The organism is Mycolicibacterium rutilum, assembly GCF_900108565.1.
GTDB classification, from domain to species: domain Bacteria; phylum Actinomycetota; class Actinomycetes; order Mycobacteriales; family Mycobacteriaceae; genus Mycobacterium; species Mycobacterium rutilum.
In genome coordinates this window covers 1,945,237-1,970,259 of record NZ_LT629971.1, presented here as the reverse complement: position 1 = coordinate 1,970,259, position 25,023 = coordinate 1,945,237, and the positions used below count along the sequence as shown (strand labels likewise).

The window sequence follows — 25,023 nt, the reverse complement described above, 5'->3', positions numbered from 1 at the left end:
CCGCACCGCCGCAGCGCTGATCGTCGCGCAGTTGGCGGTGCGCGCCGTGCTGGCGTTCGGCGGCTACTTCTACTGGGACGACCTGATCCTGATCGGGCGCGCGGGCACACAAAGCCTGCTGTCGCCGGCGTACCTGTTCGACGATCACGACGGTCACGTCATGCCCGCGGCGTTCCTCGTCGCCGGCGGCATCACCCGGTTGGCGCCGCTGAACTGGGCGGGTGCGGCGATCAGCATGCTGGTGTTGCAGGTGCTGGCGTCGCTGGCGCTGTTGCGCGCGCTGCACGTGATCCTCGGTTGGCGCCCGGTGTTGTTGGTGCCGTTGACGTTTGCGTTGTTCACGCCGCTGGCGGTGCCGGGGTTCGCCTGGTGGGCCGCGGCACTGAACTCGCTGCCGATGCTGGCCGCGCTGGCCTGGGTGTGCGGCGACGCGGTCCTGTTGCAGCGCACCGGAAACCGTCGCTACGCGGTCACCGGCCTCGTCGTCTACCTGGGTGGGTTGCTGTTCTTCGAGAAGGCTGCGGTGATCCCGTTCGTCGCGTTCGCGGTGGTGGCGCTGCTCGGGCACGTGACGGGTGCGTGGTCGACGGCGTCGGTGTGGCGCAGGGGCATTCGGTTGTGGGTGCCGGCGCTGGCGATCACCGCGGCATGGGTCGCGGTGTACCTGGCCGTCGTCGACCAGAAGCGGTGGAGCTTCGATATCGCGATGACGACCGACCTGCTGGCACGGTCGATCACGCACGGCATCGTGCCCGGTCTTGTCGGCGGCCCGTGGGAGTGGCAGCGGTGGGCGCCGGCGTCGCCGTGGGGGACGCCGCCGGTCGCGGTGATGGTGTTGGGCTGGCTGGTGCTGGCGGCGGTGGTCGTGGTGACGGTGCTGCGCAAGCAGCGGATCGCGGCGGTGTGGGCGGTCGCGGTCGGGTATGCGGTGGCGTGCCAGATCCCGATCTATCTGATGCGGTCGTCGCGGTTCACCGCGCTCGAACTGGCGCAGACGTTGCGCTATCTGCCGGATCTGGTCGTGGTGTTGGCATTGTTGGCGGCGGTGGGCCTGTGCGCGCCGAACCGGGAGCGCGCGCGGTGTCTGGACGCGTCGCGGGCGCGCACGGTCGCGGTGGGTGTCGCGGTGACGGCGTTCGTCGCGAGCAGCCTGTATTCGACGGCGACCTTCCTGACCAGTTGGCGCTACAACCCGGCGCAGCCGTATCTGCAGCACGCAGTCGCCGGATTGGCCGCGGCCGCACGGGAATCCGATGAGCCGATGCTCGACCAGGAAGTGGACCCGATGGTCTTGCAGCGGGTGGTGGGGCCGGAGAACCGCGCCAGCCACATGTTCGCATTGGTTCGGGAGCGACCCGAATTCGCCTCGGCGACAACGAACCTGCGCATGCTCGACAGTGCAGGTCGGGTGGTGGACGCGAAGGTCACCTGGGTACGCAGCATCACGCCGGGACCGGCACCGAACTGCGGATACCTGGTCCAGCCCGATGCGCCGGTGCGGATGCCGCTCGACGGTCCGTTGTTGCCTGCCGACTGGACCGCCGAGATCAACTATCTGGCCAACAGCGACGGGTCGATGACGATGGCACTGTCGGAGGGACCGGAGGTCAAGGTGCCGGTGCGGCCGGGACTGAACCGGGTGTTCGTCCGGCTACCCGGTGCCGGTGACGCGATCACGGTCGCGGCGAACACCGCTGCGCTGTCGGTGTGCATCGCGTCGGGGCCGGTCGGATTTGTGGCACCGAGGTAGTCCGCGCGCTGGGATAATCGAACGGTGGGTTCGATCGACGCATTCCTCACGACGTGGTCCGGCGCGCGCCAGACGTATGGCGAAGGCACCCCCCAGACCGGCGAACAGTACGACAACAGCAGCCGGCTGACCACGCTGGCCACCGACTTGGAGGCCGCCGCACCGGGCTCGCGGTGGACCGGCAGCGCGGCCGACAACTACGGCGCCGTCAACACCGAACACCGTCGAGTGATCGGTGCACTGGCCGACCTGGATCGGCGTCTGACCGCCGAGGTCGACAACTCTGCGCGGTCGGTCGACGCGGGCAGGCGCAACCTCGAGGCGCTGCGCACCTGGGTGATCGACGCTGCCAACAGCGTCCCGCCCGGCAAGAATGCCGAGACCATCCGCATGGTGATCGCGCAGAAGGGCCTGGCCCAGCTGCAGGAGATCATGACGCAGTCCAACACCGAGTCGAATGTCACCGCCGAACGCATCCGAGCGCTCAAAGGCGAGTTCGAGGCGCTCGGCAACCAGAAGTTCGCCGGCGGTGGCGACGTCCTCGACGACAAGGCCGCCGAAGACATCAAGAAGCGGGCCGAGGAGGATGTCGAGAAGGCGCTCAAGGAGGGCGACAAGGACGCCGCGGGCCGGGTGCAGTCCGTGCTGGACAGCATCACACCCGACCAGATGTCCGGCGCGACACCGCTGTCACCGGCGCAGAGCGCGTATCTGAGCCAGATGCAGACGCAGCAGAAGGGCATGAGCGTCAAGGACCTCAAAGCCGCCGAGGATCGGCTGGGGGAGCACGGCCGGATCATCGGTGACTCGTGGCAGTTGATGACCAACGAAGACATCGACTTCCCAGATGCCGAGACCGGCGAAGTCGCCTCGGGCGACAGGAAGTTCGAGAACCTGCCGCAAAGCGTGCAGGACGCGATCAAGTCTTCGGGATTGTTCTCCGACCGGCAGATGTCGGACATCGCGGCCATCGTCAAGGACGGCGACGCGAAGTTCCAGACCGGCACCGAGATCGATCGCGAGATGATGCGCAAGGCGGACCGCATGATGGACGCGCCGATGTTCGAGAAGAGCACCGGCCAGCCGGGCGACGGGTCGCGGCCGCAGTACGACGTCGTTCTGCAGGACATCTTCGACTCAGCGGGCCGTGATCACGAAATCGTCCACGACCACCTCACCGGCGCGCGCGGCGACGACGGCCAGGACTTCATGATGGATGTCAGCACCCACGAGTGGAACGACGACGGCAAGGCCGCCGGCGGCCTGTTCGAATGGACGAAGGACGCGACGAGCCCGTTCGCCGCCGAAACCGCCAACGTCTACGCGGAGTTCCTGGGACGCGAGAGCGACGACCTGCTGGCGATCGACGGCAACCGTCAGATCGGCGACATGAACCCCGAACTGGTGAAAGCGTTCTCCAACGGTCTGATGCCGTACCAGGAGGAGTTGATCACCGATCAGCCCTCGGTCGACACGGCCTTCCAGCGGATCGACGACCTCCATGGCTCGATGGACAAAACCAAAGGACTATTCGCTGTTATCGACTCGCAGCCCGATGCGGCGAAGGAATGGAACCGAGCGGCATACCAAGAAGCATTGGACCTACAGCGATCCTTCGCTGACTACGCAAAAGAGAACCCCAACATTCCGAAGGGAGACGTCCGGGTCGACGACCTTGAGGCTTCTGCCCGAATGCTGGGCGTCATTGACGGTGGTATCAGTCAAGAGACTCTGTCGAATATTCGCAACGGCGAGATGAATGCCGACCAGGCAGCCGAGAACGCGCGGTCTGCTTACGATCTCAAGAAGGACCTTCTCCGCAGCGTCTTCTCGTACGCTCCGGGAGGCGACCTGGTAACCAACGCACTTGCCGATTCATTCGCCGGAGATCCGCCCGACACGGGCGACATCAAGTTCGACAGGGACGGCGCCATCACCGACGTCGGCCTAACATCGAGCCAGCAATCGATCGCTCACCAGTACACACAAGCGCAGTACACCATTGCGTCGCAGTTCGTCAGCGCAGGCAATCCTCATATTGAGGATCGCTTCTTTGACGATGAAGGCAACCTGAAGCCACCGAAAGACATCAGCACCGCCGATATCAGCATCTATGACGCGCAGCTGACAGCCGCAATGGCCGAGCACCCGCGGATTTTGGCGATGATGCTGCGATTCAACACCAGTCTCGGACAAGCAGGTGGGTACGAAGAGTGAAGCGCACCGGGTCCGTCTCGCAAATTCGTGTAGCGCTCATAATCTGTCTACTGCTCTTCGGGCTCGTGTCGGGGTGCAGTCGGGACCGGGATCCGGACTTGCCGTCCAACGCCGACCCTGCGGCCATAGCTGACCTGGTCACCGGCGCCGACGGCCAAGGATTTCTTCGCGAAATCATCTCTGCCGCCTGGGATGACGGCGGGGCCCGCGCCGGCGAGCTCTTTGCGTGGATACCGCGGGACGCTCACTCGGGCGATCCTGCTGTGGCAGCCCGCGCCGGTCAGACGGCACATGCAATCGCCGCGATCCTCGCAGTCGAACGCGACACGATCACGGACACCCCCGACAACCCCGCCCTATGGCGGTCATTCACCGACAGCTTGATCCCGTATCAGGGTGCCCTGGTCGGTGATGACCAAGGAATCGCGGGTTTTGCCCCGCTGGAGGGTCCCGAATCTCAAATGCGCCGCACAGCTTCGCTGTTCGCCACCATGACGAAAGACAGCACGGCCGATCGCGCCTGGGCCGACGCCGCCAACGCCAAGGCACAAACCTACGAAGAGGCCTTCGCCAAAGCAGCGGTAGCCGAACCCCTGCAAGCCGATAGAGGAGACGCCCAGCGAGACCTACTACGGGCAGCCCGGCTCCGAAGTTTGAACGCAACCGGCCATTACCTCGCGAATCCAGAGTCACCGAAGCCGAGCTCGAATCTCGGTGAAACCGGAATCATGTACCAGGTAGTGTCCCTGACCGCTCGTGATGACGACCCGCATATCAATGAAGGGTTCTTCCGTGACGGACACCTTCTGCCGCCTAACGAGATACCGGACACTGACTGGAGCATCTACGACAGCCAGCTCGCCGTGTACCTTGCCCCCTGGCCGCGCATCAGCGAAGCGGTAGCCCAATTCGCGCGTACCTACAACAGAATCGCCTTCGGCCAGTGACAGCCCGCTGGGCAGTTTTCGTCGTCGCCTTGGTTGGCTTGCTCGCCGCCTGCACGACGAACCGCGAGCCTGACCTACCACCGAGCAGCGACCCGGCCGCTATCGCCGAACGGGTCACAGGCCCGGACGGGCCGGCCTTTCTCCAGGACATCGTTGCGGCGTCATGGGACGACGGCGGGGCCCGCGCCGGCGAGCTCTTTGCGTGGATACCGCGGGACGCTCACTCGGACGATCCTGCTGTGGCAGCCCGCGCCGGTCAGACGGCACATGTAATCGCCGCGTTCCTCGCAGACGAACGCGACACGATCACGGACACCCCCGACAACCCCGCCCTATGGCGGTCATTCACCGACAGCTTGATCCCGTATCAGGGTGCCCTGGTCGGTGATGACCAAGGAATCGCGGATTTTGCCCCGCTGGAGGGTCCCGAATCTCAAATGCGCCGCACAGCTTCGCTGTTCGCCACCATGACGAAAGACAGCACGGCCGATCGCGCCTGGGCCGACGCCGCCAACGCCAAGGCACAAACCTACGAAGAGGCCTTCGCCAAAGCAGCGGTAACCGAACCCCTGCAAGCCGACACTGGGGATGCTCAACAAGCCCTGTTGCAGGCGGCTCGACTCCGGAGCCTTGTCGCGACCGGTGATCGACTGGTAAATCCGGATGCCCCACGTCCCGTCCCGACGTACGCCGAAACCGTGGTCATGTATCGCGTTGCGTCCTTGACTGCCCGTGATGACGACCCGCATATCAACGATGAGTTCTTCCGAAACGGAAGCCTGTTGCCACCCAACGAGATACCGGAAGAAGATCTGAGCATCTACCGCGCCCAACTCCGGGTCTATCTCGTCCCGTGGCCGCAGATCAACGCCGCGATAGATCAGTTCGCTAGCACCTACAGCCTGATCGCCGACGGGCAGTGACGGATGGTCAGACTGAATACGCGCACGGCTCGCTGGCTGGTTGTCGTCGTCGCCGTGGTCGGCTTGGTCGCCGCTTGCACGACGAACCGCGAGCCTGACCTACCACCGAGCACCGACCCGGCCGCCATCGCCGAACGGGTCACAGGCCCGGACGGGCCGGCCTTCCTCCAGGACATCGTCGCGGCGTCATGGGACGACGGCGGGGCCCGCGCCGGCGAACTCTTCGCGTGGATCCCGCAAGACGCGCACTCTGAGGATTCCGCTGCGGCGATCCGTGCCGGTGAGACGGCGCACGCTATCGCATCGTTCATCGCCGATGACAAAGATGCCCTCGCCGGTACGCCGGGAAATCCGGGCCTCTGGCGGAGTTGTGCCCGGAGCTTGGTGCCTTACATCGGCGCGATGGCGGGAGACCTCCAGGGCGTTTCCGGCTTCGAAGCCCTGGACACCTCGAACACTGAGATGCGGCGCACCGCAGCAGTATTCGCCGCATTTCACAAAGATCCGGAAGCCAGCCGAATCTTCACCGAAGCCGCCAATGAGCGCGCACACTCATTCGAGGTCAGCTTCGCCGAAGAAGCAGCGGCGAACCCGACTCTTGTGGGCAACACCGCCCCCCTGGAGGATCTGATGCGTGCCGCGCGGTTGAGAGGCCTCCTCGCGGCAGGTGCCCACATCGCCGATCCGGAGTCACCCGTCGCGACACCGATGCAGGCGCAAACCGAAGTGATGTATCAGGTGGCCTCACGGTCAGTGCGCCCCGGTGACCCGTACATCAGTCCCGACTTTTTCCGCCAGGGTCGGCTGCTTTCCCCGAATCAGATCAACAAGGGCAGCTGGAGCGCCTATGACAGCCAGCTGACGGCGTACCTGGCGGCGTTCAGCACATCAGTAATGCGATTCGCCAGTACGGCTATAGGTTCGCCATTATCACCGGTTAACGAGCATCGCATGCGTGAGCTCCATGCCACGCTGTCGGTATGACAGAGGTACGCAAACAAGGACTTCAGGCATTCCGCGAACTGCTTCCGGGCGTCCTGCCGGACGGTGACGCCGAACTGCCCACCGACGGTTTCGGCGGCGAAATGCTCGGGCTGGCGTTGGACAACGTGTTCGGCCGGCTCTGGACCCGCGACGGCCTGAGCCGACGCGAACGCAGCCTCGTCACGCTGGGCATCCTCATCGCGCTGCGCGCGACCGAGGAACTTCAACTTCACTTCCGGATCGCTCGCACCAACGGGCTCACCGACGACGAGATCGCCGAGGTCATCTACCACAGCACCGGATACACCGGCTTCCCCGCCGCCACCGCCGCAATGAAAATCGCCGAAGAGGTGTTGCGAGAGAAGTGAGCATCGCACCGGTCACCCATCACCGCGTCACCGTCGACGGCATCGACACCTTCTACCGGCAGGCGGGACCACCGGACGCCCCCGTCGTCTTGCTGCCGCACGGATACCCGGCGTCGTCCTACGTCTACCGCAATCTCATGGCCGCACTCGGCGACCAGTGGCGCCTCGTCGCACCCGATCTGCCCGGATTCGGTTACAGCGCAACCCCTTCGCCCGATGACTTCGGCTACACCTTCGAGGCGTACGCGACGTTTTTGCAGGCGTTCGTCGACGCCTTGAACTTGCGGCGCTACGTCATCTGGCTGCATGACTACGGTTCACAGTTCGGCTTCCGGCTCGCGATGGCCGCACCCGAGCGCGTCGCCGGGCTCATCATCCAGAACGGCGACATCTACGCCGACGCGTTCGGCTCCAAATACGACTTCCTCAAGGAACTGTGGGCCAACCCCGGCCCCGCGTCGCGGCGCCACATCGCCCAGCACGTCACGCTGGCCGGGTTCGAAAGCGAGTTCCGCGGCGAACTGCCCGACGACGTCGCCGACCGGATCAGCCCCGACCTGTGGACGCTGCACTGGTCGCTGATGAACACCCCCGAGCGGCTGGCGAACCTCATCCACCTTCTCGAAGACCAGCCCACCACCCTGAACTGGTTTCCCGACGAGCAGGCCTACCTGCGCGAGCACCAGCCGCCGACCCTGATCGTGTGGGGACCCCACGACGGCTACATGCCGGAGGCCTCGGCGCGGGCCTACCACCGCGACGTGCCCGACGCGCCGCTGCGCCTGCTCGGCGGCGGGCACTGGCTCCTCGAGACGCATCTGTCCGAAGTGGTGCCGCTGGTCCGCGAATTCCTGCCCCGAGCGCACGGAAGTTGAACACAAAACCCGAGAACACCCGCGAAAAAGCGTGCGCTCGGCGGCCAAAAGAGAGAGCCACCTAGGAGAATCGAACTCCTGACCTGCTCATTACGAGTGAGCCGCTCTACCGACTGAGCTAAGGTGGCGTGCCCTGCCACGCTGGCGCGCGGCTCGGGCGGGACGAGTCTACGGCAGTGCCCGCCGCCGACCCAAGTCAGTCACGCAGCGCCTGCCCCACGGTGGCCACCATCGCGTCGACCGCGAACTTCGGTTTGACGTTGACCGCCAGCGCCTCGCGGCACTCCAGCACCGCTTCGATGCAGCGCAACAGCTTCTCCGGCGAGGCGTGCGCGGCGATCCTGGCCACCTCGTCGCCCATGTCCGGGTGGTTCTGCTGCACACCACCGGCGCCCGAGGCCACCAGCAGCGCGTCGCGGAAGTAGGTCGCCAGGTCGATCAGCGCCCGGTCCAGCGAATCCCGCGACGCGCGCGTCCTGCGCGACTTCTGCCGCCGCTCGAGCGCGCTGAGTGCGCCCGCCGACCCGCGCAACGCACCGGCCGCGCCCTTGCCCGTCCCGCCGGCGCCGAGCGCGGTGCGCAGCTCCTCGGTCTCGGCCTCGTTGCGGTCGACGGTCAACGCGACCGCCTCGTCCTCGGCGGTCTTCACCAGCTCTTCGGCCGCGGCGTACGCCCGCGACGGGGTCGCGGCGTCACGCGCCAGGCTCAGCGCCCGCTTCCTGCGCTCCCTGGCCTGATCGTCGGTGGCCAGTCGCCGCGCCCGGCCGACATGCCCACCGCTGACCGACGCCGCCCACTTGGCATCCGCCTCGGCCAGGCCGTCGCTGTCGATCAGCACGTCGGCGATCGCGTCGACGGTCGGGGTCACCAGCGCCACGTGCCGGCAGCGTGAGCGCAGCGTGATCGCGATGTCCTCGGGATCCACCGACGGCGCGCACAGCAGGAACACCGTCGACGGCGGCGGTTCCTCGACCACCTTGAGCAGGGCGTTCGCCGCGCCCTCGGTGAGCCGGTCGGCGTCCTCGATCAGCACGATCTGCCAGCGCCCGGTGCCGGGCCGCCGCGACGCGATCTGCACGATGCCGCGCATCTCGTCGACCCCGATCGACAACCCTTCGGGGATGATCCGCCGCACGTCGGCGTGGGTGCCGGCCATCGTCGTCGTGCACGCCCGGCACTCGCCGCATCCCGGCGGGCCGTCGGACGTGCACTGCAGCGCAGCCGCGAAGCACAACGCGGCCACCGAGCGGCCCGACCCCGGCGGCCCGGTGATCAGCCACGCGTGTGTCATGGTCCCCACGGTGCCGCCGCTGTGAGCGGTCTCACCGCGCGCCGCACGCGCAGCCGCCACCAGCTCCGATTCGACCGCCTGCTGACCCACCAGCCGGGAGAAAACACCAGACATCGCACATCACAGTAATGCTGCGAACCGACACGTCCGTCCCACATCACCCGTATGGGTCGCCCATGCCCGATACGGTTGACGGCGTGGCCATGGACGCGAAACCCATCGGGCGAATCGGTGCATTCGTCCGCTGGGCCGCGCGCACCCCGTGGCCGGTGTTCACGCTGGGCATGGTGCAGGCCGACATCATCGGCGCCCTGCTGGTCCTGAGCTTCCTGCGGTTCGGCCTGCCGCCGGAGGACCGCATCCAGCTGCAGGATCTGCCGGCGTTCAACCTCGCGGTCTTCCTGGGCTTCCTGTTCATCTCCTTCACCATCGCGGCGTACTGGAGCCTGCGGCTGCTCATCCCGGTGATGCGCTGGCAGCGCCGCGACATGCTGCTCGGCGAACGCGACACCGAGGACACCGAGGTCGCGCGCACCCGGGCGCTGCGCATGCCGTTCTACCGCTCGGTGATCAACGTCGTGAACTGGTTCCTGGGCTCGGTGGTGTTCATCGTGGCCAGCTGGCCGGTGGCCAGTAAGTCGGCGCCCGTCGTGGCGGTCGCGACCGGCCTGGGGGCGACGGCGACGGCGATCATCGGCTACCTGCAGTCCGAGCGGGTGTTGCGCCCGGTCGCGGTCGCGGCGCTGCGCGGCGGCGTCCCGGAGAACTTCCGCGCCCCCGGCGTCATCGCGCGGCAGGTGATGACCTGGGTGCTGTCGACGGCGGTGCCGATCATCGCGATCGTGTTGGCGCTGGTGGCCAGCAAGTTCGAGATCCTCACCGCGCCCGCCGACCGACTGACCACCCCGATCCTGATCCTGGCGATCTCGGCGCTGGTGGTGGGCCTCGCCGGCACGGTTCTGGTCGCGATGTCGATCGCCGACCCGCTGCGCCAGCTGCGCTGGGCGCTCGGTGAGGTGCAGCGCGGCAACTACAACGCGCACATGCAGATCTACGACGCCAGCGAGCTGGGCCTGCTGCAGGCGGGCTTCAACGACATGGTCCGCGACCTGGCCGAACGACAACGACTGCGGGACCTGTTCGGTCGCTACGTCGGCGAGGACGTCGCACGCCGGGCGTTGGAGCGCGGCACCGAACTCGGTGGTCAGGAACGCGACGTCGCGGTGCTGTTCGTCGACCTTGTCGGCTCGACGCAGCTGGCGTCGACCATCCCCGCCGCCGACGTGGTCAACCTGCTCAACGACTTCTTCCGCGTCGTGGTCGACACCGTCAACCGGCACGGCGGCTTCGTCAACAAGTTCCAGGGCGACGCGGCGCTGGCCATCTTCGGGGCGCCGATCGAACATCCCGACGCGTGCGGCGCCGCACTGGCGGCGTCGCGCGAGCTGCACGACGACCTGATCCAGGTGCTCGGCCAGACCGAGTTCGGCATCGGGGTGTCGGCGGGGCGGGCGATCGCCGGGCACATCGGCGCGCAGGCCCGCTTCGAGTACACCGTGATCGGCGACCCGGTCAACGAGGCCGCGCGGCTGACCGAGCTCGCCAAGCTCGAGGACGGCCACGTGCTCGCCTCGGCGATCGCGGTCAGCGGCGCGCTGGACGCCGAGGCGCTGTGCTGGGACGTCGGCGAGATCGTCGAGCTGCGCGGGCGGATCGCGCCGACGCAGCTGGCACGCCCGATCAACCTGGCCACCCCCGGCAAGGCCCGCGCCGACGAGGACGAGGACGTCGACGACGAGATCGCCAGCGACGTCTCGCGCTGACTAGCTCTTCTTCGCCGCTTTCTTCGCGGCCTTCTTCGCCGGCGACTTCTTGGCGGCGGCCTTCTTCGTCCGCTTGACCGGACCCCGCGCGCGGCGGTCGGCGAGCAGTTCGGCGGCGCGCTCGTCGGTGATCGACAGCACGTCGTCGCCCTTGCGCAGGCTGGCGTTGGTTTCACCGTCGGTCACGTACGGGCCGAACCGGCCGTCCTTGATCACCATCGGCTTGCCGGAGGCCGGGTCGTTGCCCAGCTCGCGCAGCGGCGGGGCCGCAGCCCGTTGTCCGCCACGGCGTTTGGGCTCGGAGTAGATCTTAAGCGCCTCTTCGAGCGTGATGTCGAACATCTGCTCTTCGGTGGCCAACGACCGAGAGTCGGTGCCGCGCTTGAGGTATGGCCCGTAGCGACCGTTCTGCGCGGTGATCTCCTCATTGGTGTTCGGATCGACGCCGACGACCCGCGGCAGCGACAACAGTCGCAACGCGTCGTCCAGCGTCACCGTCTCCAGGTCCATCGACCGCAGCAGCGAACCCGTGCGCGGCTTGGGTCCCGTCGGCTTCTTGCCCTTCTTCGCCGTCGTCCCCGCATCGGGATCCTCCGGCGGTTCGGGCAGCACCTCGGTGACGTACGGCCCGTAACGGCCGTCCTTGGCGACGATCTCGTGGCCGGTGGCCGGGTCGATACCCAGCGAGCGGCCCTCTTGCGGTGTGGCGAAAAGCTTTTCGGCCAACTCGAGGGTCAGCTCGTCGGGGGTCAGCCCCTCCTTGAGGTTCGCCCGCTGCGGTTTGAGCTCACCGTCGGCATTGTCGGGGTCGACGATCATCCGTTCCAGGTACGGACCGTTCTTGCCCACCCGCACGTAGATCGGACGGCCCTGATCGTCGTCGAACAGCTTGATGGAGTTGACTTCTCGCGCGTCGATCTCTTCGAGGTTGACGCCGACGAGCTTCTTGAGCCCACCCGCCCTGGCGATCGAGTCCTCGACGCCGTGATCGCCGCCGAAGTAGAAGTTGTTGAGCCAGTTCGTCCTTCGCTCGCTGCCAGAAGCGATCGCGTCGAGCTCGTCTTCCATCGCGGCGGTGAACCCGTAGTCGACGAGCCGGCTGAAATGCTGCTCGAGCAACCCGATGACGGCGAACGCCACCCAGGACGGCACCAGCGCGCTGCCACGCTTCACGACGTAGCCGCGGTCCTGGATGGTCTTGATGATCGACGAGTACGTCGACGGCCGGCCGATGCCGAGGTCTTCGAGCGCCTTGATCAGCGACGCTTCGGTGTAGCGGGCGGGCGGCGAGGTGGTGTGCCCGTCGGCGGTCAGCTCCTTGGCGTCGACGCGCTGGCCCTGCGTCAGATTCGGCAGCCTGCTCTCGGCGTCGTCGGATTCGCCGCCGGCCAGCTCGTCGATGCTCTCGACGTAGGCCTTCAGGAAGCCGGGGAACGTGATGGTGCGGCCGCTGGCGTTGAACACCACCTGCTCACCGGAACTGGCCGTCCCGCCGATGCGCAGCGACAGCGTCGTGCCGCGCGCGTCGGCCATCTGCGAGGCCACGGTGCGCTGCCAGATCAGCTCGTAGAGCCGGAACTCGTCGGTGTCGAGCGCGCTGTGCAGCTGGCCGGGGGTCTGGAACACGTCGCCGGCGGGGCGGATCGCCTCGTGCGCCTCCTGCGCGTTCTTCACCTTGCGGGTGTACTGCCGCGGCGACGGGTGCAGGTACTCCTCGCCGTAGAGCTGACGCGCCTGATTGCGCGCGGCGTCGATGGCCGACTGCGACAACGTGGTCGAGTCGGTACGCATATAAGTGATGTAGCCGTTCTCGTAGAGCCGCTGCGCGATGCTCATCGTGCGCTCCGACGAGAACCGCAGCTTGCGGCCCGCCTCCTGCTGCAACGTGGAGGTCATGAACGGCGGGTACGGCCTGCGGGTGTAGGGCTTCTGCTCCACCGACGACACCGACAGCTGCGCGCCGCGCAGCCCCGACGCCAGCGCGGTGGCGCCGGCCTCGTCGAGCACCAGCACCTCGTCGGGCTTGCGCACCGCGCCCAACGAGTCGAAATCGCGCCCGGTCGCCACGCGGCGACCGTCGACGGTGTTCAGCTTGGCCGTGAATGTCGGCGGTGACGCCTGCGCATCGGAGACGCTGGCGTCGAGTTCGGCCGTGACATCCCAGTAGCCGGCGCTGCGGAACGCCATCCGCTCGCGTTCGCGCTGCACGATGATGCGCGTCGCCACCGACTGCACCCGGCCCGCCGACAGCTTCGGCGCGACCTTCTTCCACAGCACCGGGCTGACCTCGTAGCCGTACAGCCGGTCCAGGATGCGGCGCGTCTCCTGCGCGTCGACCAGGTCGTTGTCCAGGTCGCGGGGGTCCTCGGCGGCGGCGCGGATCGCGGGCTCGGTGATCTCGTGGAACACCATCCGCTTGACCGGGACGCGGGGCTTGAGGGTTTCGAGCAGGTGCCAGGCGATGGCCTCGCCCTCGCGGTCGCCGTCCGTGGCCAGGTACAGCTCGTCGACGTCCTTGAGCAGGTCCTTCAGCTCGGCGACGGTGCTCTTCTTCTCCGGGCTGATGATGTAGAGCGGCTCGAAGTTGTGGTCGACGTCCACCCCGAGGCGGGCCCACGGCTCGGACTTGTACTTGGCGGGCACGTCAGCGGCGTTGCGCGGCAGGTCGCGGATGTGGCCGCGGGACGATTCGACGATGTAGTTGGAGCCCAGATAACTGGCGATTTTGCGCGCCTTGGTCGGCGACTCGACTATGACGAGCCGCCGCACGTTGCCGTTGCGGCCGCTACCGCGGTCCTCGTCTGCCACCTTTGCGCACGCTCCACTTCTTTCAACTGCCCACAGGGTCGATAGTGCCCATCAATATGGCTCTTGCCACGGAAGTCGATCCTGTCGGCAACTGACAATTTGGCACCCCACGCGGGCCGACGCAAACTGACCCCCCAGTTTACGGCCGTCAGACGCGCGGCCATTGAGTGAACGCCGCGCCGCCCGCCGGCGGTTCCCCCACGTTCTCTACCAGGCGCAACAGCCGTCGGCGGCCGCTGATCCGCAACGCCGGCCGGGATCCGCGGGTGCCGATCAATGTCGGCGCGATCCCGACCCGCATCATCGCCGACGCCAGCGGCGAATGCGTGTCCGGCGCGTGCGGGTCCAGCCCGAGCAGATAGCGGTCCGCTTCCGGGGTGCCTGCCGCCAGCGTCCAGGCCCGCAACTCGCGCGGGCCGGGCAGCCACTGCGGCGGCACCGTTTTGACCGCGCCACGGGTCCAGTCGCCGGCGATGGTCAGCAGTCGGGCGTCGACCGCCGTCCGCACCAGCGGGGTGTTCTCGTCGGTGCGCGCGATCTCCGGCTCCAGGCCCGCCTCGACGATCATCTCGGCCAGCGCCTCGGCCCGCCACAGTTCCTCGACGACGACCGACAGCCGCGCGCCCGAACCCACCAGCACCACCTGACCGGGTGCGGCGAGCAGCCCGGTGAGGTCGGCGACCGTGGGTGGCACCGACTCAGCCGAGAAGAACGACAGCTGGCTCACAGACCGACAGTAAGCCAGTCGCCGGGATCTTCGGAGTCGGCGGGCCGGGGCAGGCCCGAATAGCGAACACCCCGCGGCGGCCGGGTCTGGACGCGCGCGGGGTGTTACCTCAGCTTGGGGGTCTAGCTAGACGGCCCGGACACCCGTGGCCTGCGGCCCCTTGGGGCTCTGGCCAACCTCGAACTCGACCTTCTGGTTCTCCTCCAGGGTGCGGAAGCCGCTGCCCTGAATTTCCGTGTAGTGGACAAATACGTCAGCGGAGCCGTCCTCCGGGGCGATGAAGCCGAAGCCCTTCTCCGCGTTGAACCACTTCACAGTTCCCTGTGGCATTTCCTGTTGTTTCCTTCTCTTATTCACCGGGTGCGGTCCACCGTGTTCGGTACACCGGGCCGGTTCCGACCGCTCTCCTTCGTGGAGTGCTCGGAACTGACCCGACCTACAACCCTCGCAGGAACCGCGATCGCAACGTCGATCCTGCGAGTGCGAGTACACGAACACAGAAGCTGCGACCGCGATAAGTCAATCACGTTCGGAGCTGCCGCGACAGTCTGGCGCAAACAAGTGGGGAACAATTCATGCCAGGAAGTGCTTCGGGAGGACTATTCATGGCTGATTTCGGCCGCGAGCTGCTTGCCTGCGCGGTCGACGGCACCGGCGCCGGCGGGTCGGATCCCTTGCGGCACGTCGCAGATCTGCCCCCGCGGGCCGGCCGGCCGCGCGGCTGGCCGCAGTGGGCGGATCCAGATGTGGTGCGGGCGTTCCATGATCGCGGTATCGAGGCCCCGTGGTCGCATCAGGTCGCCGCCGCCGAACTCGCCCGCGACGGCCGCCACGTGGTGCTGAGCACCGGCACCGCGTCGGGCAAGTCGCTGGCCTACCAGTTGCCGATATTGACGGCGTTGAAGACCGATCCGCGGGCCCGTGTGCTGTACCTGTCGCCGACCAAGGCGCTGGGCCACGACCAACTCCGGAATGCGGTGGCGCTCACCGAAGCCGTGCCACTGCCCGATGTCGCACCGTGCTCGTATGACGGGGACAGCCCCACCGACGTACGCCGTTTCGCGCGCGAGCGGTCGCGCTGGATCTTCTCCAACCCCGACATGATCCATCTGTCGCTGTTGCGCAACCACGCGCGTTGGGCGGTGTTCCTGCGCAACCTGCGCTTCGTGGTGATCGACGAATGCCATTACTACCGAGGCATTTTCGGCTCCAACGTCGCAATGGTGCTGCGTCGCCTGCTGCGCCTGTGCGTGCGGTACTCCCCCGACCGATCGATGCCGACGGTGATCTTCGCCAGTGCCACGACCGCGTCGCCGGGCCAGACCGCTTCGGAGTTGATCGGCCAGACCGTGGCCGAGGTGACCGAGGACGGTTCACCGCAGGGCGCGCGCACGGTGGCGTTGTGGGAGCCGCCGCTTCTCGAGGATCTCGTCGGCGAGAACGGCGCGCCGGTACGGCGTTCGGCCGGCGCGGAGGCGGCCAGCGTGATGGCCGACCTCGTCGCCGAGGGCGCGCGGATGCTGACGTTCGTGCGGTCGCGGCGCGGCGCGGAACTGACCGCGCTGGGGGCGCGGGGCCGGCTCGAGGAGATCGCACCGGACCTCGTCGACCGGGTCGCGTCCTACCGCGCCGGCTATCTGGCCGAGGACCGCCGCGCGCTCGAACGTGCGCTGACAGACGGGGAACTGCGCGGGCTGGCGACGACGAACGCGCTGGAGTTGGGCGTCGACATCGCCGGCCTCGACGCCGTCGTGCTCGCGGGCTTCCCGGGCACCGTCACCTCGTTCTGGCAGCAGGCCGGTCGTTCGGGCCGGCGCGGCCAGAGCGCGCTGATCGTGCTGATCGCCCGCGACGACCCGCTCGACACGTATCTGGTGCACCACCCGGCGGCGCTGCTCGACAAGCCGATCGAACGCGTCGTCATCGACCCGACGAACCCCTACGTTCTCGGGCCCCAACTGCTCTGCGCGGCGGCCGAACTGCCGCTGACCGACGCCGAGGTCCGCATGTGGGATGCCGAGTCGGTGGCCGACGCGCTCGTCGACGACGGCCTGCTGCGCAGGCGCGCCAACGGTTACTTCCCCACCCCGGGCATGGATCCCCATCCGGCCGTGGACATCCGCGGGTCGGCCGGCGGGCAGATCGCGATCCTGGAGGCCGGCACCGGGCGCATGCTGGGCAGCACCGGGGCAGGCCAGGCGCCGGCGTCCGTGCACCCCGGCGCCGTGTATCTCCATCAGGGCGAGAGTTATCTCGTCGATTCGCTGAGTTTCGAGGACGGCGTCGCGTTCGTACACGCAGAGGACCCCGGATACACCACCTCCGCGCGGGAACTGACCGACATCGCGGTCACCGGGGAAGGGGAGCGAAAGACGTTCGGCGCGGTTACTGTTGGGCTCGTTCCGGTGTCGGTCAGCAACACGGTGACCGGGTACCTGCGCAGGCAACTGAGCGGTGAGGTGATCGACTTCGTCGAACTCGACATGCCGACCCGCACGCTGGACACCACCGCGGTGATGTGCACGATCACTCCAGAGGCGTTGCAGCGCAACGGACTCGATTTGCTCCACCTGCCGGGAGCGCTGCACGCCGCAGAACACGCGGCCATCGGGCTGCTGCCGCTGGTCGCCAGCTGCGACCGCGGCGACATCGGCGGGGTGTCGACGGCTGTCGGGCCGGAGCAGGGCCTGCCGACGATCTTCGTCTACGACGGCTACCCCGGCGGGGCGGGCTTCGCCGACCGCGGCTACCGCAAACTCGCCACGTGGTGGGCAGCAACGGCCGATGCGATCGAGGCCTGTGACTGCCCGGCCGGCTGCCCGTCGTGCGTGCAGTCGCCGAAGTGCGGAAACGGCAATGACCCGTTGGACAAGGCAGGCGCGGTCCGGGTGCTGCGGTTGGTGCTCGACGAGATTGCTGGCCGTCCGCTCTGAGGCGCGCGCTGCGCTGGAATGCGAGGGGCGACCGACCCCTCGAACGGTCGCCCCCACCGGTTCCGCGGCTCAGGGCGCAAACTCGACGCCGAGCGCACAGACTCGTACTGCGAAACGGCCGGACGACTCGATCCGTTTCACTCCCGGAAACCCGGGCGTAGACGAAAAATACCGCGCAAATAGGCCTGTTGCAACTTCGTCCTCGCCTTTTAACGAAGCCGAAAACAACGGTGGCGCCAATGTTCAACGCGATCCGTGGCGCACCGTCGACCCGAGGGCGGCCTCGGGCGCGTCGATAGAATGCAGGCATGGTCCACGACTGGCTGCTCGTGGAAACGCTGGGCGACGAGCCCGTGGTGGTCGCGCAGGGCAGGCGAACCGTGAACCTGGTCCCGATCAGCGCGCTGTTGAGGCGAAATCCCCACCTCATGGCGATCCAGACCGCCATCGGCGAGACGGTGCGCGCCGGGCAGGGACTGAGCAGCATCACCCCGAAGAACGACCGCGTGATCCGTACCGAGGTCGTGCAGATGACCGACGGGCGGATCCACGGCGTGCACCTGTGGATCGGGCCACCCGACATGGAACCGACCGAGCGGCCGGTGCCCGGTCCGCTGGTATGGGACCTGGACCGCGGCACCGCGACCGGCACTCCGGAGTCGTTGCTCAACAGCGGTCGCGCCCCGGACGCCGAGGCAGGGCCGATCCGCACCTTCGCCGACGACCTGCCCACCCGCGACCTGAACCCCAGCGAAGCCCGGGTGCTGCGCATGGCGATCACCCGCGAAGCCGGTGCCGTGCTGTGCAGCACGTGGGACGTCACCGACCACAGCGGTGAACCGGCCACCGTCGGCTTCGTGATCCGGGTGGTGCGCGAACCGCAGGACGACGGTTCGGAGCGACTGCTGTGCCGCGCGATGAACTGGCGCAGCGAGCCGGACCCGGCCGCCACCCCGCCGGATGACCTCGCGCAGCGGATCCTCGACGGGCTCGCGCAGCCCGGCGTGCAGCGGGCGCTGATCGATGTGCCGCGCTGGACCCTGCTCAAGTGGCTGGACCCGCCGCCGGCGTACTTCGACTGGCGCGCCGGTATGGCGGGTGACCGCGCCGTGCACCCCGAGGACAGTGGCGAAATCGACCGCATGGCAGCCGAATTCGAGACGGGTACGACATCGGGCGTGCTGCGGATGGCGTCGGACGACGGATGGACACCCGTGCAGGTGACGGTCAACCGGATCGACGTCGGCGACGGCGTGTTCGCCGGCCTGGCGATGCTGCGCCGCGCCTAGGGTCCGGCGCGCGCGACGGCAGCGGCCGGCCCGACCCCGAAGCGGCCCAATGCGATCGTGACCTCCACTGCCACAACGACATCGAGCTCATCTACGCGGCAGCTGCGCAGGTGCGCGCGCATCGACTCGGACACCGTCGAGGCGTGCGCGCACGCGGCAGCGGGACCGTCGGCGACCCGGCCGGCCGCGGCCAGCGCGCTCAGGTCGGCGGCCGCCTGCGCGCGGTGCCGGGCGATCACCGCCGCGCCGAGATATCCCGCGGCGACCGTGACGGCCAGCAACACCGCGATCATCACCGCGGCGAGCACGGTGGCCGCGCCGTCGTCAGCGGCCGCCCGGCTCGAGCGCCGCCACCGCGCGTGCACCGATGGTGAGTCCGGGCAATGGCGAGCGCGCGGTGACGGTGGCGACGACGTAATCGCCGTCGCGGCCCAGTTGCACCGCGGCGCCGTCGGGCGCCAGGGTGCGCGCCACCGCGACGCCGTCGTCGCCGCGGGCCGCCAGCCGGGCCGCCTCGCGTGCCGCGTCGACGCAGCGGATGTGCGTGGACAGCGCGGTGAGCCCCGCGGCGCACAGCACCAGCACGGCGACCAGCGCCGCGATCGCGAATGCCGCCTCGACGGTGGCCGCGCCACGGTCACCGCTCAGACGTTGGTGTTGAGCGCACGGCTGATGATGTTGGTCAGCGCGCTGACGATCGAATCGCCGGTGACGACGGTGTACAGGATCGCGCCGAACGCGGCGGCCGCGATGGTGCCGATCGCGTACTCGACCGTCGACATGCCGTCGTCTTCGACCATCAGCAAGGTCAACCGCACTTGCACCGCTCGAATCTGGTTGGCAATTTCCATCATTCCCCCTCACAGGTGTTCCTCACACAATCCCCGACCGCAACACGTCCCCGGCCAGCCCGGCGACCACCGGCACGATGCCCAGACACAGGAACGCGGGCAGGTAGCACAGCCCCAACGGGCCCGCGATCAACACCGACGCGCGCTCCCCCGCGGCGCGCGCCGCATCGGCCGCCTCGTCACGGGAACGCTCCGCGAGTTCGGTGATGCCCTGCGCCAACGCCGTTCCCGACGCCGCCGACCGGCGCGCAAGCCGCAGCAGCGCGTCGACATGCCGGTCCACCTCGGTCGGCGTCGACCATGCGGTCGACGGGTCCGACCCGAGCGCGAGCAGGTCCGCCGCCCGGCCCAGCACCGCGACGAGCGCAGGCGGCGCGGTCGGCACCGTCGCGGAAGCCGCCGCCGACACCGCCATCCCGGACTGCAGGCACGCGGCGAACACGTCGAGGCTCGACGCGAACGCCAAGGGGTCATTCGGCTCCGGCGCCTCAGGCCGGGGGCTCGCCGAGCGCCCCGCTGTCAGCCGCAGCCGCGACGACGGTGCACCCAGCAGCAGCGCGACAGCCAACAGCATTGCGGCGACGCTCATTTGACGACCTGCCCGGTGATGCGATCGGACCAGGCGAGGCCGGCGCAGGACAGGGCCGCGCCCGCGACGAGCAGCCACTGTCCCATCCCGTCGGACAGCAGGAAGCGCACCGGCTCCGCGCCGACCAGCTCACCGAGACCGATCCCGAGCAGCGGCAGGCCCGCCAACACCGCCGCCGTGGTGCGCGCGCCGGCCATGCCCGCCGCAACCTGGCTCGAAAACCTCTGCCGGGCAACGATGTCGCGCTGAGCGGTGCGCATCAGCGTCGCGATCGCCAGACCATGCGAATCCGCCAATTGCCAGCACCCGGCGAGCCGCTCCCAGTGCGCGGGCATCGCCGAGGACAGCGCCGCACCGCGCAGCCCCGCGACGACGTCGGCGCCCATCCGAGCCCGCGCCGAGACCGTGCGCATCGACGCCGCGACGACACCGCCGACCTCGCCGGCCGCGGTGTCGAAGGCAACCACGGGGTGAGCGCCGATCCGCAGCTCGCCGGCGAGCACGTCCAGCGCGGACTGCAGGGCGGCCGCCTCATCGGCCGCGGCGCGGCGCGCTCGCCGGCGACGTCTGCCGATGTCGAGGGTGAACGCGACGATCGCGGCGGCCACCGCGAGCCCGATCGGCGCCACAACGGCCAGCAGCAGCACCCCCGCGATCAGGCAGGGCGTCGTCGGGATGGCGAGTCGGCGCGGCGTTCCTGCCGCGAGGAGCCGGTGCCGCGGCGGCCCCGGCGCCACCAGAAGCGCCAACGCGAGGGCCAAGGCAGACGCGGTCACCGTCGGCTCCCGATCAGCTCCGCCAATCGCGCGGCGCCGCCCGCGAATCCGGTGCCGGAGCGCCACGCCGTCGCCGCGCGCACGATGCCGTCATCACCCGGCGTCAGCACCGCGATCTCGCGCAGTCGGCGACCACCCGAGCGGTCCCGGCCCACGTGGATGACCACCTGCACCGCCGCGGCCAGCTGGCTGTGCAGCGCGGCGCGTGGCAGGCCGCCCAGCGCGGCGAGTGCCTCCATGCGGGCGGGCACCTCGTCGGGACTGTTGGCGTGCACAGTGCCCGCGCCTCCGTCGTGGCCGGTGTTGAGCGCGGTCAGCAGGTCGACCACCTCCGCGCCGCGGACCTCGCCGACGACGAGGCGGTCCGGGCGCATCCGCAGCGCCTGCCGGACGAGTTCACGCACGGTCACCTCACCGGCGCCCTCGACGTTGGCGCCGCGCGCGACGAGGTTCACCAGATGCGGATGCGCGGGCGACAGCTCGGCGGCGTCCTCGACACAGACGATGCGCTCCTCGGCGGGCACCGCACCGAGGATCGCGGCCAGCAGCGTCGTCTTGCCCGCGCCGGTGCCGCCGGTGATCAGGAACGCGAGCCGCGCGGCGACGATGTCGTCGAGCAGCGCCGCAGCGTCGGTGTCGATGGCGCCCGCCGCGATCAGCGAAGCGAGGTTCTGGGTCGCCGGTCGCAGCACGCGCAGTGACAGGCACGTCCCGGCCGCCGCGATCGGCGGCAGCACGGCGTGCAGCCGCACGGTCGACCCGTCGGGTCGCAGACCGGTCAACTGGCCGTCCACCCAGGGCTGCGCCTCGTCGAGCCGGCGGCCCGCCGCCAGCGCCAACCGCTGCGCGAGCCGCCGCACCGCCTCCTCGTCGGCGAACCGGATCTCGCTGCGGCGCAAACCGTCGCCGTCGTCCACCCACACCGCGTCCGGTGCGGTGACGAGCACGTCGGTGGTGCCGTCGGCGGACAACAGCGGCTCGAGCGCACCCGCGCCGGTCAGCTCCGTCTCCAGCCGGCGCAGCCCGGTCAGCACATCGCTGTCGCCGAGCAGTCCGCCCGATTCCGCGCGGATCGCGTCCGCGACGACCGTGGGCCGCAGCGGCGCGGACTCGGCGGCGAGCCGCTCGCGGACCCGGTCGATCAGCGACGAGCTCATGCGACGTCGCCCGCCGGGTGCCGGCGCAGCACTGCCAGCACCTTGTTCGCGGCGTCGGTCAGCGGTGACCGGCGCCGGAGCCGCAGGGCGCCGCGTTCCAGGGTCTGCGCGATACCGGGATGTGGACGCATCGCGGCGAGCAACGGCAGCCCGACGATGTCGGCGATCTGAGCCGACCGCAGTCCACCGGGGGCGGGGCCGCGGACCACCAGCCCGCAGTTCGGGTTGATCGTCGGCACCCAGGACGCGAGGGCTGCGGTCGCCGCGGCCGAGCGCACATCGGCGGTCGTCAGCAGCACGGCGAGGTCGGCCGAGCCGAGCGCGGCTTCAGCCGCCGTCGTCGACCGCCGCGGCACGTCGCAGACGACCGTCACGCCGCCGCGGCTGCCCGCGTCGATCACCGCGCCGAGCGAGGCGGCGGCGACTTCTCCGCCGTCGGCGCCGCGGCCGGCCGACAACACGCTGACACCGCCCGCCCTGGGCAGGGCCTCGCGCAGCGCGGCGAAGTTGACCCGGCCGGTGCCCAGTTCCAGGTCCGGCCAGCGCAACCCGGCGTCGGCCTCGGCACCCAGCACCAGATCGATGCCGCCGCTCCACGGGTCAGCGTCGATGAGCAACGCGTCGGACGCCACCCGGGCCAGCGCCGCGGCGAACACCGTCGCACCCGCGCCGCCGCGGCCGGCGACCACGGAGACCACCGCGCCGCGGTCGGCGCCGTCGTGCAGTGACTCAGCGGCCTCGGCCAGTTCAGCCATCAGCGCGCCGTCCTCGGCGGGCAGCGTGACGACGCGCTGGGCGCCGACCGCGATCGCGGCCTGCCACTCGGCGGCACCGGGGTCGCGGGGACTCACCAGGACGACGTGCCTGCGTCTCGGCATCGCCCGGGCGGCACAGCGCTGCGCGGCGCCGGCATCGCACACCACGGCGACGGCGCCGGTCCAGACTTTGCGGCTGGACGGCTCGGCAACGTGCACCGCCGTCAGCCCGGTGGCCGCACACACCCGGTCGACGTCCTCACGCAGCGCGGTATCGCTGACCAGCACGAGAAGTCCGCTTAACGAAGCCACCCCTGAAGCCTGCGGACGGCTGCCGCGAAGCGCCACGGCACAACGTGAATCTGTGGATGAGCCCGGCGTTGTGGATGGACGCGCACGGCGGTCCGGGCTGAGAACAGCATTCCGCAACTTTTGCTATTTGCACCGATTTATCCGGTATGCGAAAGGCCCGGAAAAAGGGACGACCCCCGCCAGGGGGGGAGGAGGCGGAGGTCGTCGTGTATCAGCCCCGGGGGGTCGGGCTGATGCACCCCCGGCATAGGCCGGGTAATGGTCACTATACACACGCCAGTCGGCCCCGGCGCAAGTGTCCGTTGCTTACGAAATCACCACGATTCCAGAAACGTTGCGGTTTGGGACAGGTGTCATAACCTGCCACTTTGTACACACTCCCGCGAAATGTCACGCACCGCCTCCTATGCTGACGCTGTGACCGGAGCCGAGTCCCCGACGACGCCGTCGGATGCACCGCAAACACCCGCGACGGCGGATCCGCCGATCCGCACGGCGGCCTTCTTCGATTTGGATAAAACGGTGATTGCCAAATCGAGCACTTTGGCTTTCAGCAAACCCTTCTTCGATCAGGGGCTAATCAATCGCCGCGCAGTGCTCAAGTCCACTTACGCACAATTTCTGTTTCTCATGTCGGGCGCCGACCACGATCAGATGGACCGGATGCGGTCCTACGTCACCACCATGTGCACGGGCTGGGACGTCGAGCAGGTGAAGTCGATCGTCGGAGAGACGTTGCACGACATCGTCAATCCCTTGGTGTTCGCCGAGGCCGCCGAGTTGATCGCCGACCACAAGTTATGCGGCCGTGACGTGGTCGTCGTGTCCGCCTCCGGCGAGGAGATCGTGGCGCCGATCGCGCGGGCACTGGGCGCCACCCATGCGATGGCCACCCGGATGGTCGTCGAGGACGGCAAGTACACCGGCGAGATCGCGTTCTACTGCTACGGCGAGAACAAGGTCGCCGCGATCCGGGAACTGGCCGCCCGCGAGGGCTACGCGCTCGAACACTGCTACGCCTACTCCGACTCGGTCACCGACATCCCGATGCTCGAGGCGGTCGGCCACCCCGCCGTGGTAAACCCCGACCGCGCGTTACGCAAAGAGGCGGCGACCCGCGGTTGGCCGGTGCTGAACTTCTCCCGGCCGGTCTCGCTGCGGGACCGGATCCCGGCCCCGTCGGGCGCGGCCGTGGCAACCACCGCGGCCGTCGGCGTGAGCGCGCTGGCGGCCGGCGCGTTGACCTTTTCGCTGTTGCGGCGCTTCGCTTTCTAGCCGACGTTTCGCGGCGCGTCGAGCGGCTGCGTAACAATCCGAATCCGGCGCGAGTTGGGCCTTGATGTGACCGCGGTCACGAGGTACAAAGGAACCACGGAAGCTTGGAGAGGCCAAGGCCGAGTCGGAAGAGAAGACTCGGACTCCCGATCCCGGCTCCCCAGCACGGATCCCGGACACCCACGCGGAGCACATGCCGCGGAATAGGCAAAAGTGTTGCGGGCCTGCGTATTTGCGAAAAGCGGACGACCACGACGGCCCCTTGGGTGGGGTTGCAGTCGAAGCGCATCGACAAGACGCCGAGGCCACCCACGCAACCCACCTGAGCACGCTTGGTAGCCGGTGTCCGTGCTAGCGGGCGACGAGCCGAACC

At 68.7% G+C, this 25,023-nt stretch carries 22 protein-coding genes and 1 tRNA gene; 11 read left to right on the top strand and 12 right to left on the bottom strand.

Translation table 11 applies throughout. The annotated features are described in order from the left end of the window. Positions 1-31 precede the first annotated feature (31 nt). The 7 genes from BLW81_RS09560 to BLW81_RS09530 all read left to right on the top strand — a co-directional run bounded on the left by BLW81_RS09560 (position 32) and on the right by BLW81_RS09530 (position 8,064). Positions 32-1,750, top strand: a complete 1,719-nt coding sequence (locus BLW81_RS09560; RefSeq protein ID WP_235632229.1) for a hypothetical protein — start codon at positions 32-34, stop codon at positions 1,748-1,750. A gap of 24 nt (positions 1,751-1,774) precedes the next feature. Next, positions 1,775-3,967, top strand: coding sequence for a TPR repeat domain-containing protein (locus BLW81_RS09555; protein WP_083406951.1), 2,193 nt, complete (start codon positions 1,775-1,777; stop codon positions 3,965-3,967). 98 nt (positions 3,968-4,065) lie between these two features. Then, positions 4,066-4,914, top strand: a complete 849-nt coding sequence (locus BLW81_RS09550) for a TPR repeat domain-containing protein (RefSeq protein ID WP_157897641.1) — start codon at positions 4,066-4,068, stop codon at positions 4,912-4,914. Next, on the top strand, positions 4,911-5,837 hold the full coding sequence (locus BLW81_RS09545) for a hypothetical protein (protein ID WP_083406949.1): 927 nt from the start codon (positions 4,911-4,913) through the stop codon (positions 5,835-5,837). The genes BLW81_RS09550 and BLW81_RS09545 overlap by 4 nt, the downstream gene beginning before the upstream one ends. A gap of 3 nt (positions 5,838-5,840) precedes the next feature. Continuing rightward, positions 5,841-6,821 (top strand): hypothetical protein, encoded by a 981-nt coding sequence (locus BLW81_RS09540; protein WP_083406948.1) that lies wholly within the window; start codon positions 5,841-5,843, stop codon positions 6,819-6,821. Next, on the top strand, positions 6,818-7,189 hold the full coding sequence (locus BLW81_RS09535) for a carboxymuconolactone decarboxylase family protein (protein WP_083406947.1): 372 nt from the start codon (positions 6,818-6,820) through the stop codon (positions 7,187-7,189). The genes BLW81_RS09540 and BLW81_RS09535 overlap by 4 nt, the downstream gene beginning before the upstream one ends. After that, positions 7,186-8,064, top strand: a complete 879-nt coding sequence (locus BLW81_RS09530) for an alpha/beta fold hydrolase (protein WP_235632228.1) — start codon at positions 7,186-7,188, stop codon at positions 8,062-8,064. The genes BLW81_RS09535 and BLW81_RS09530 overlap by 4 nt, the downstream gene beginning before the upstream one ends. Before the next feature lie 55 nt (positions 8,065-8,119). On the opposite strand, the gene BLW81_RS09525 is transcribed toward BLW81_RS09530, so the two are convergent. Both BLW81_RS09525 and BLW81_RS09520 read right to left on the bottom strand, forming a co-directional pair. After that, a tRNA-Thr gene (locus tag BLW81_RS09525) sits at positions 8,120-8,192 on the bottom strand. A 68-nt stretch (positions 8,193-8,260) separates the two neighbouring features. After that, entirely contained in the window at positions 8,261-9,469 is a 1,209-nt protein-coding gene (locus tag BLW81_RS09520; protein ID WP_083406946.1) for a DNA polymerase III subunit delta', read from the bottom strand. A 14-nt stretch (positions 9,470-9,483) separates the two neighbouring features. Between BLW81_RS09520 and BLW81_RS09515 the strand changes: the two genes are divergently transcribed. After that, the gene (locus tag BLW81_RS09515) at positions 9,484-11,178 is read left to right on the top strand and encodes an adenylate/guanylate cyclase domain-containing protein (protein WP_407662322.1); all 1,695 of its coding nucleotides are present in this window, start codon (positions 9,484-9,486) and stop codon (positions 11,176-11,178) included. On the opposite strand, the gene topA is transcribed toward BLW81_RS09515, so the two are convergent. From topA to BLW81_RS09500, 3 genes are all read right to left on the bottom strand, one after another. Then, positions 11,179-13,986, bottom strand: a complete 2,808-nt coding sequence (topA, locus tag BLW81_RS09510; protein ID WP_083406944.1) for a type I DNA topoisomerase — start codon at positions 13,984-13,986, stop codon at positions 11,179-11,181. It abuts the gene before it with no gap. A 148-nt stretch (positions 13,987-14,134) separates the two neighbouring features. After that, positions 14,135-14,713 (bottom strand): hypothetical protein, encoded by a 579-nt coding sequence (locus BLW81_RS09505; protein WP_083406943.1) that lies wholly within the window; start codon positions 14,711-14,713, stop codon positions 14,135-14,137. A 126-nt stretch (positions 14,714-14,839) separates the two neighbouring features. Continuing rightward, a complete protein-coding gene (locus tag BLW81_RS09500) occupies positions 14,840-15,043 on the bottom strand; it encodes a cold-shock protein (protein ID WP_006243848.1) in 204 nt (67 codons plus the stop codon). A gap of 275 nt (positions 15,044-15,318) precedes the next feature. Between BLW81_RS09500 and BLW81_RS09495 the strand changes: the two genes are divergently transcribed. Continuing rightward, on the top strand, positions 15,319-17,646 hold the full coding sequence (locus BLW81_RS09495) for a DNA 3'-5' helicase SftH (protein ID WP_083406942.1): 2,328 nt from the start codon (positions 15,319-15,321) through the stop codon (positions 17,644-17,646). Positions 17,647-17,954: 308 nt separating this feature from the next. Then, entirely contained in the window at positions 17,955-18,935 is a 981-nt protein-coding gene (locus BLW81_RS09490; protein ID WP_083406941.1) for a PAS domain-containing protein, read from the top strand. On the opposite strand, the gene BLW81_RS09485 is transcribed toward BLW81_RS09490, so the two are convergent. The 7 genes from BLW81_RS09485 to ssd are packed head-to-tail and all read right to left on the bottom strand — an operon-like array spanning position 18,932 to position 23,375. Then, entirely contained in the window at positions 18,932-19,300 is a 369-nt protein-coding gene (locus tag BLW81_RS09485) for an Rv3654c family TadE-like protein (protein WP_322788823.1), read from the bottom strand. The two genes, BLW81_RS09490 and BLW81_RS09485, sit on opposite strands and share 4 nt — an antisense overlap. Further along, positions 19,260-19,583: a TadE family type IV pilus minor pilin gene (locus BLW81_RS09480; protein ID WP_173839710.1), complete on the bottom strand. Its 324-nt coding sequence runs from the start codon at positions 19,581-19,583 to the stop codon at positions 19,260-19,262. Before BLW81_RS09480 ends, BLW81_RS09485 begins: the two co-directional genes overlap by 41 nt. Further along, the gene (locus BLW81_RS09475; protein ID WP_083410423.1) at positions 19,580-19,786 is read right to left on the bottom strand and encodes a DUF4244 domain-containing protein; all 207 of its coding nucleotides are present in this window, start codon (positions 19,784-19,786) and stop codon (positions 19,580-19,582) included. Before BLW81_RS09475 ends, BLW81_RS09480 begins: the two co-directional genes overlap by 4 nt. A gap of 22 nt (positions 19,787-19,808) precedes the next feature. Beyond that, positions 19,809-20,375, bottom strand: a complete 567-nt coding sequence (locus BLW81_RS09470) for a type II secretion system F family protein (RefSeq protein WP_083406940.1) — start codon at positions 20,373-20,375, stop codon at positions 19,809-19,811. Further along, a complete protein-coding gene (locus tag BLW81_RS09465; RefSeq protein WP_083406939.1) occupies positions 20,372-21,151 on the bottom strand; it encodes a type II secretion system F family protein in 780 nt (259 codons plus the stop codon). Before BLW81_RS09465 ends, BLW81_RS09470 begins: the two co-directional genes overlap by 4 nt. Beyond that, complete coding sequence (locus BLW81_RS09460; protein WP_083406938.1) at positions 21,148-22,308, bottom strand: TadA family conjugal transfer-associated ATPase; 1,161 nt, start codon at positions 22,306-22,308, stop codon at positions 21,148-21,150. Before BLW81_RS09460 ends, BLW81_RS09465 begins: the two co-directional genes overlap by 4 nt. Next, positions 22,305-23,375, bottom strand: a complete 1,071-nt coding sequence (gene ssd, locus BLW81_RS09455; protein WP_083406937.1) for a septum site-determining protein Ssd — start codon at positions 23,373-23,375, stop codon at positions 22,305-22,307. The genes BLW81_RS09460 and ssd overlap by 4 nt, the downstream gene beginning before the upstream one ends. Positions 23,376-23,762: 387 nt before the next feature. On the opposite strand from ssd, the gene BLW81_RS09445 reads away from it, so the two are divergent. Beyond that, the gene (locus BLW81_RS09445) at positions 23,763-24,650 is read left to right on the top strand and encodes an HAD-IB family hydrolase (RefSeq protein WP_083406935.1); all 888 of its coding nucleotides are present in this window, start codon (positions 23,763-23,765) and stop codon (positions 24,648-24,650) included. Positions 24,651-25,023: the final 373 nt, after the last annotated feature.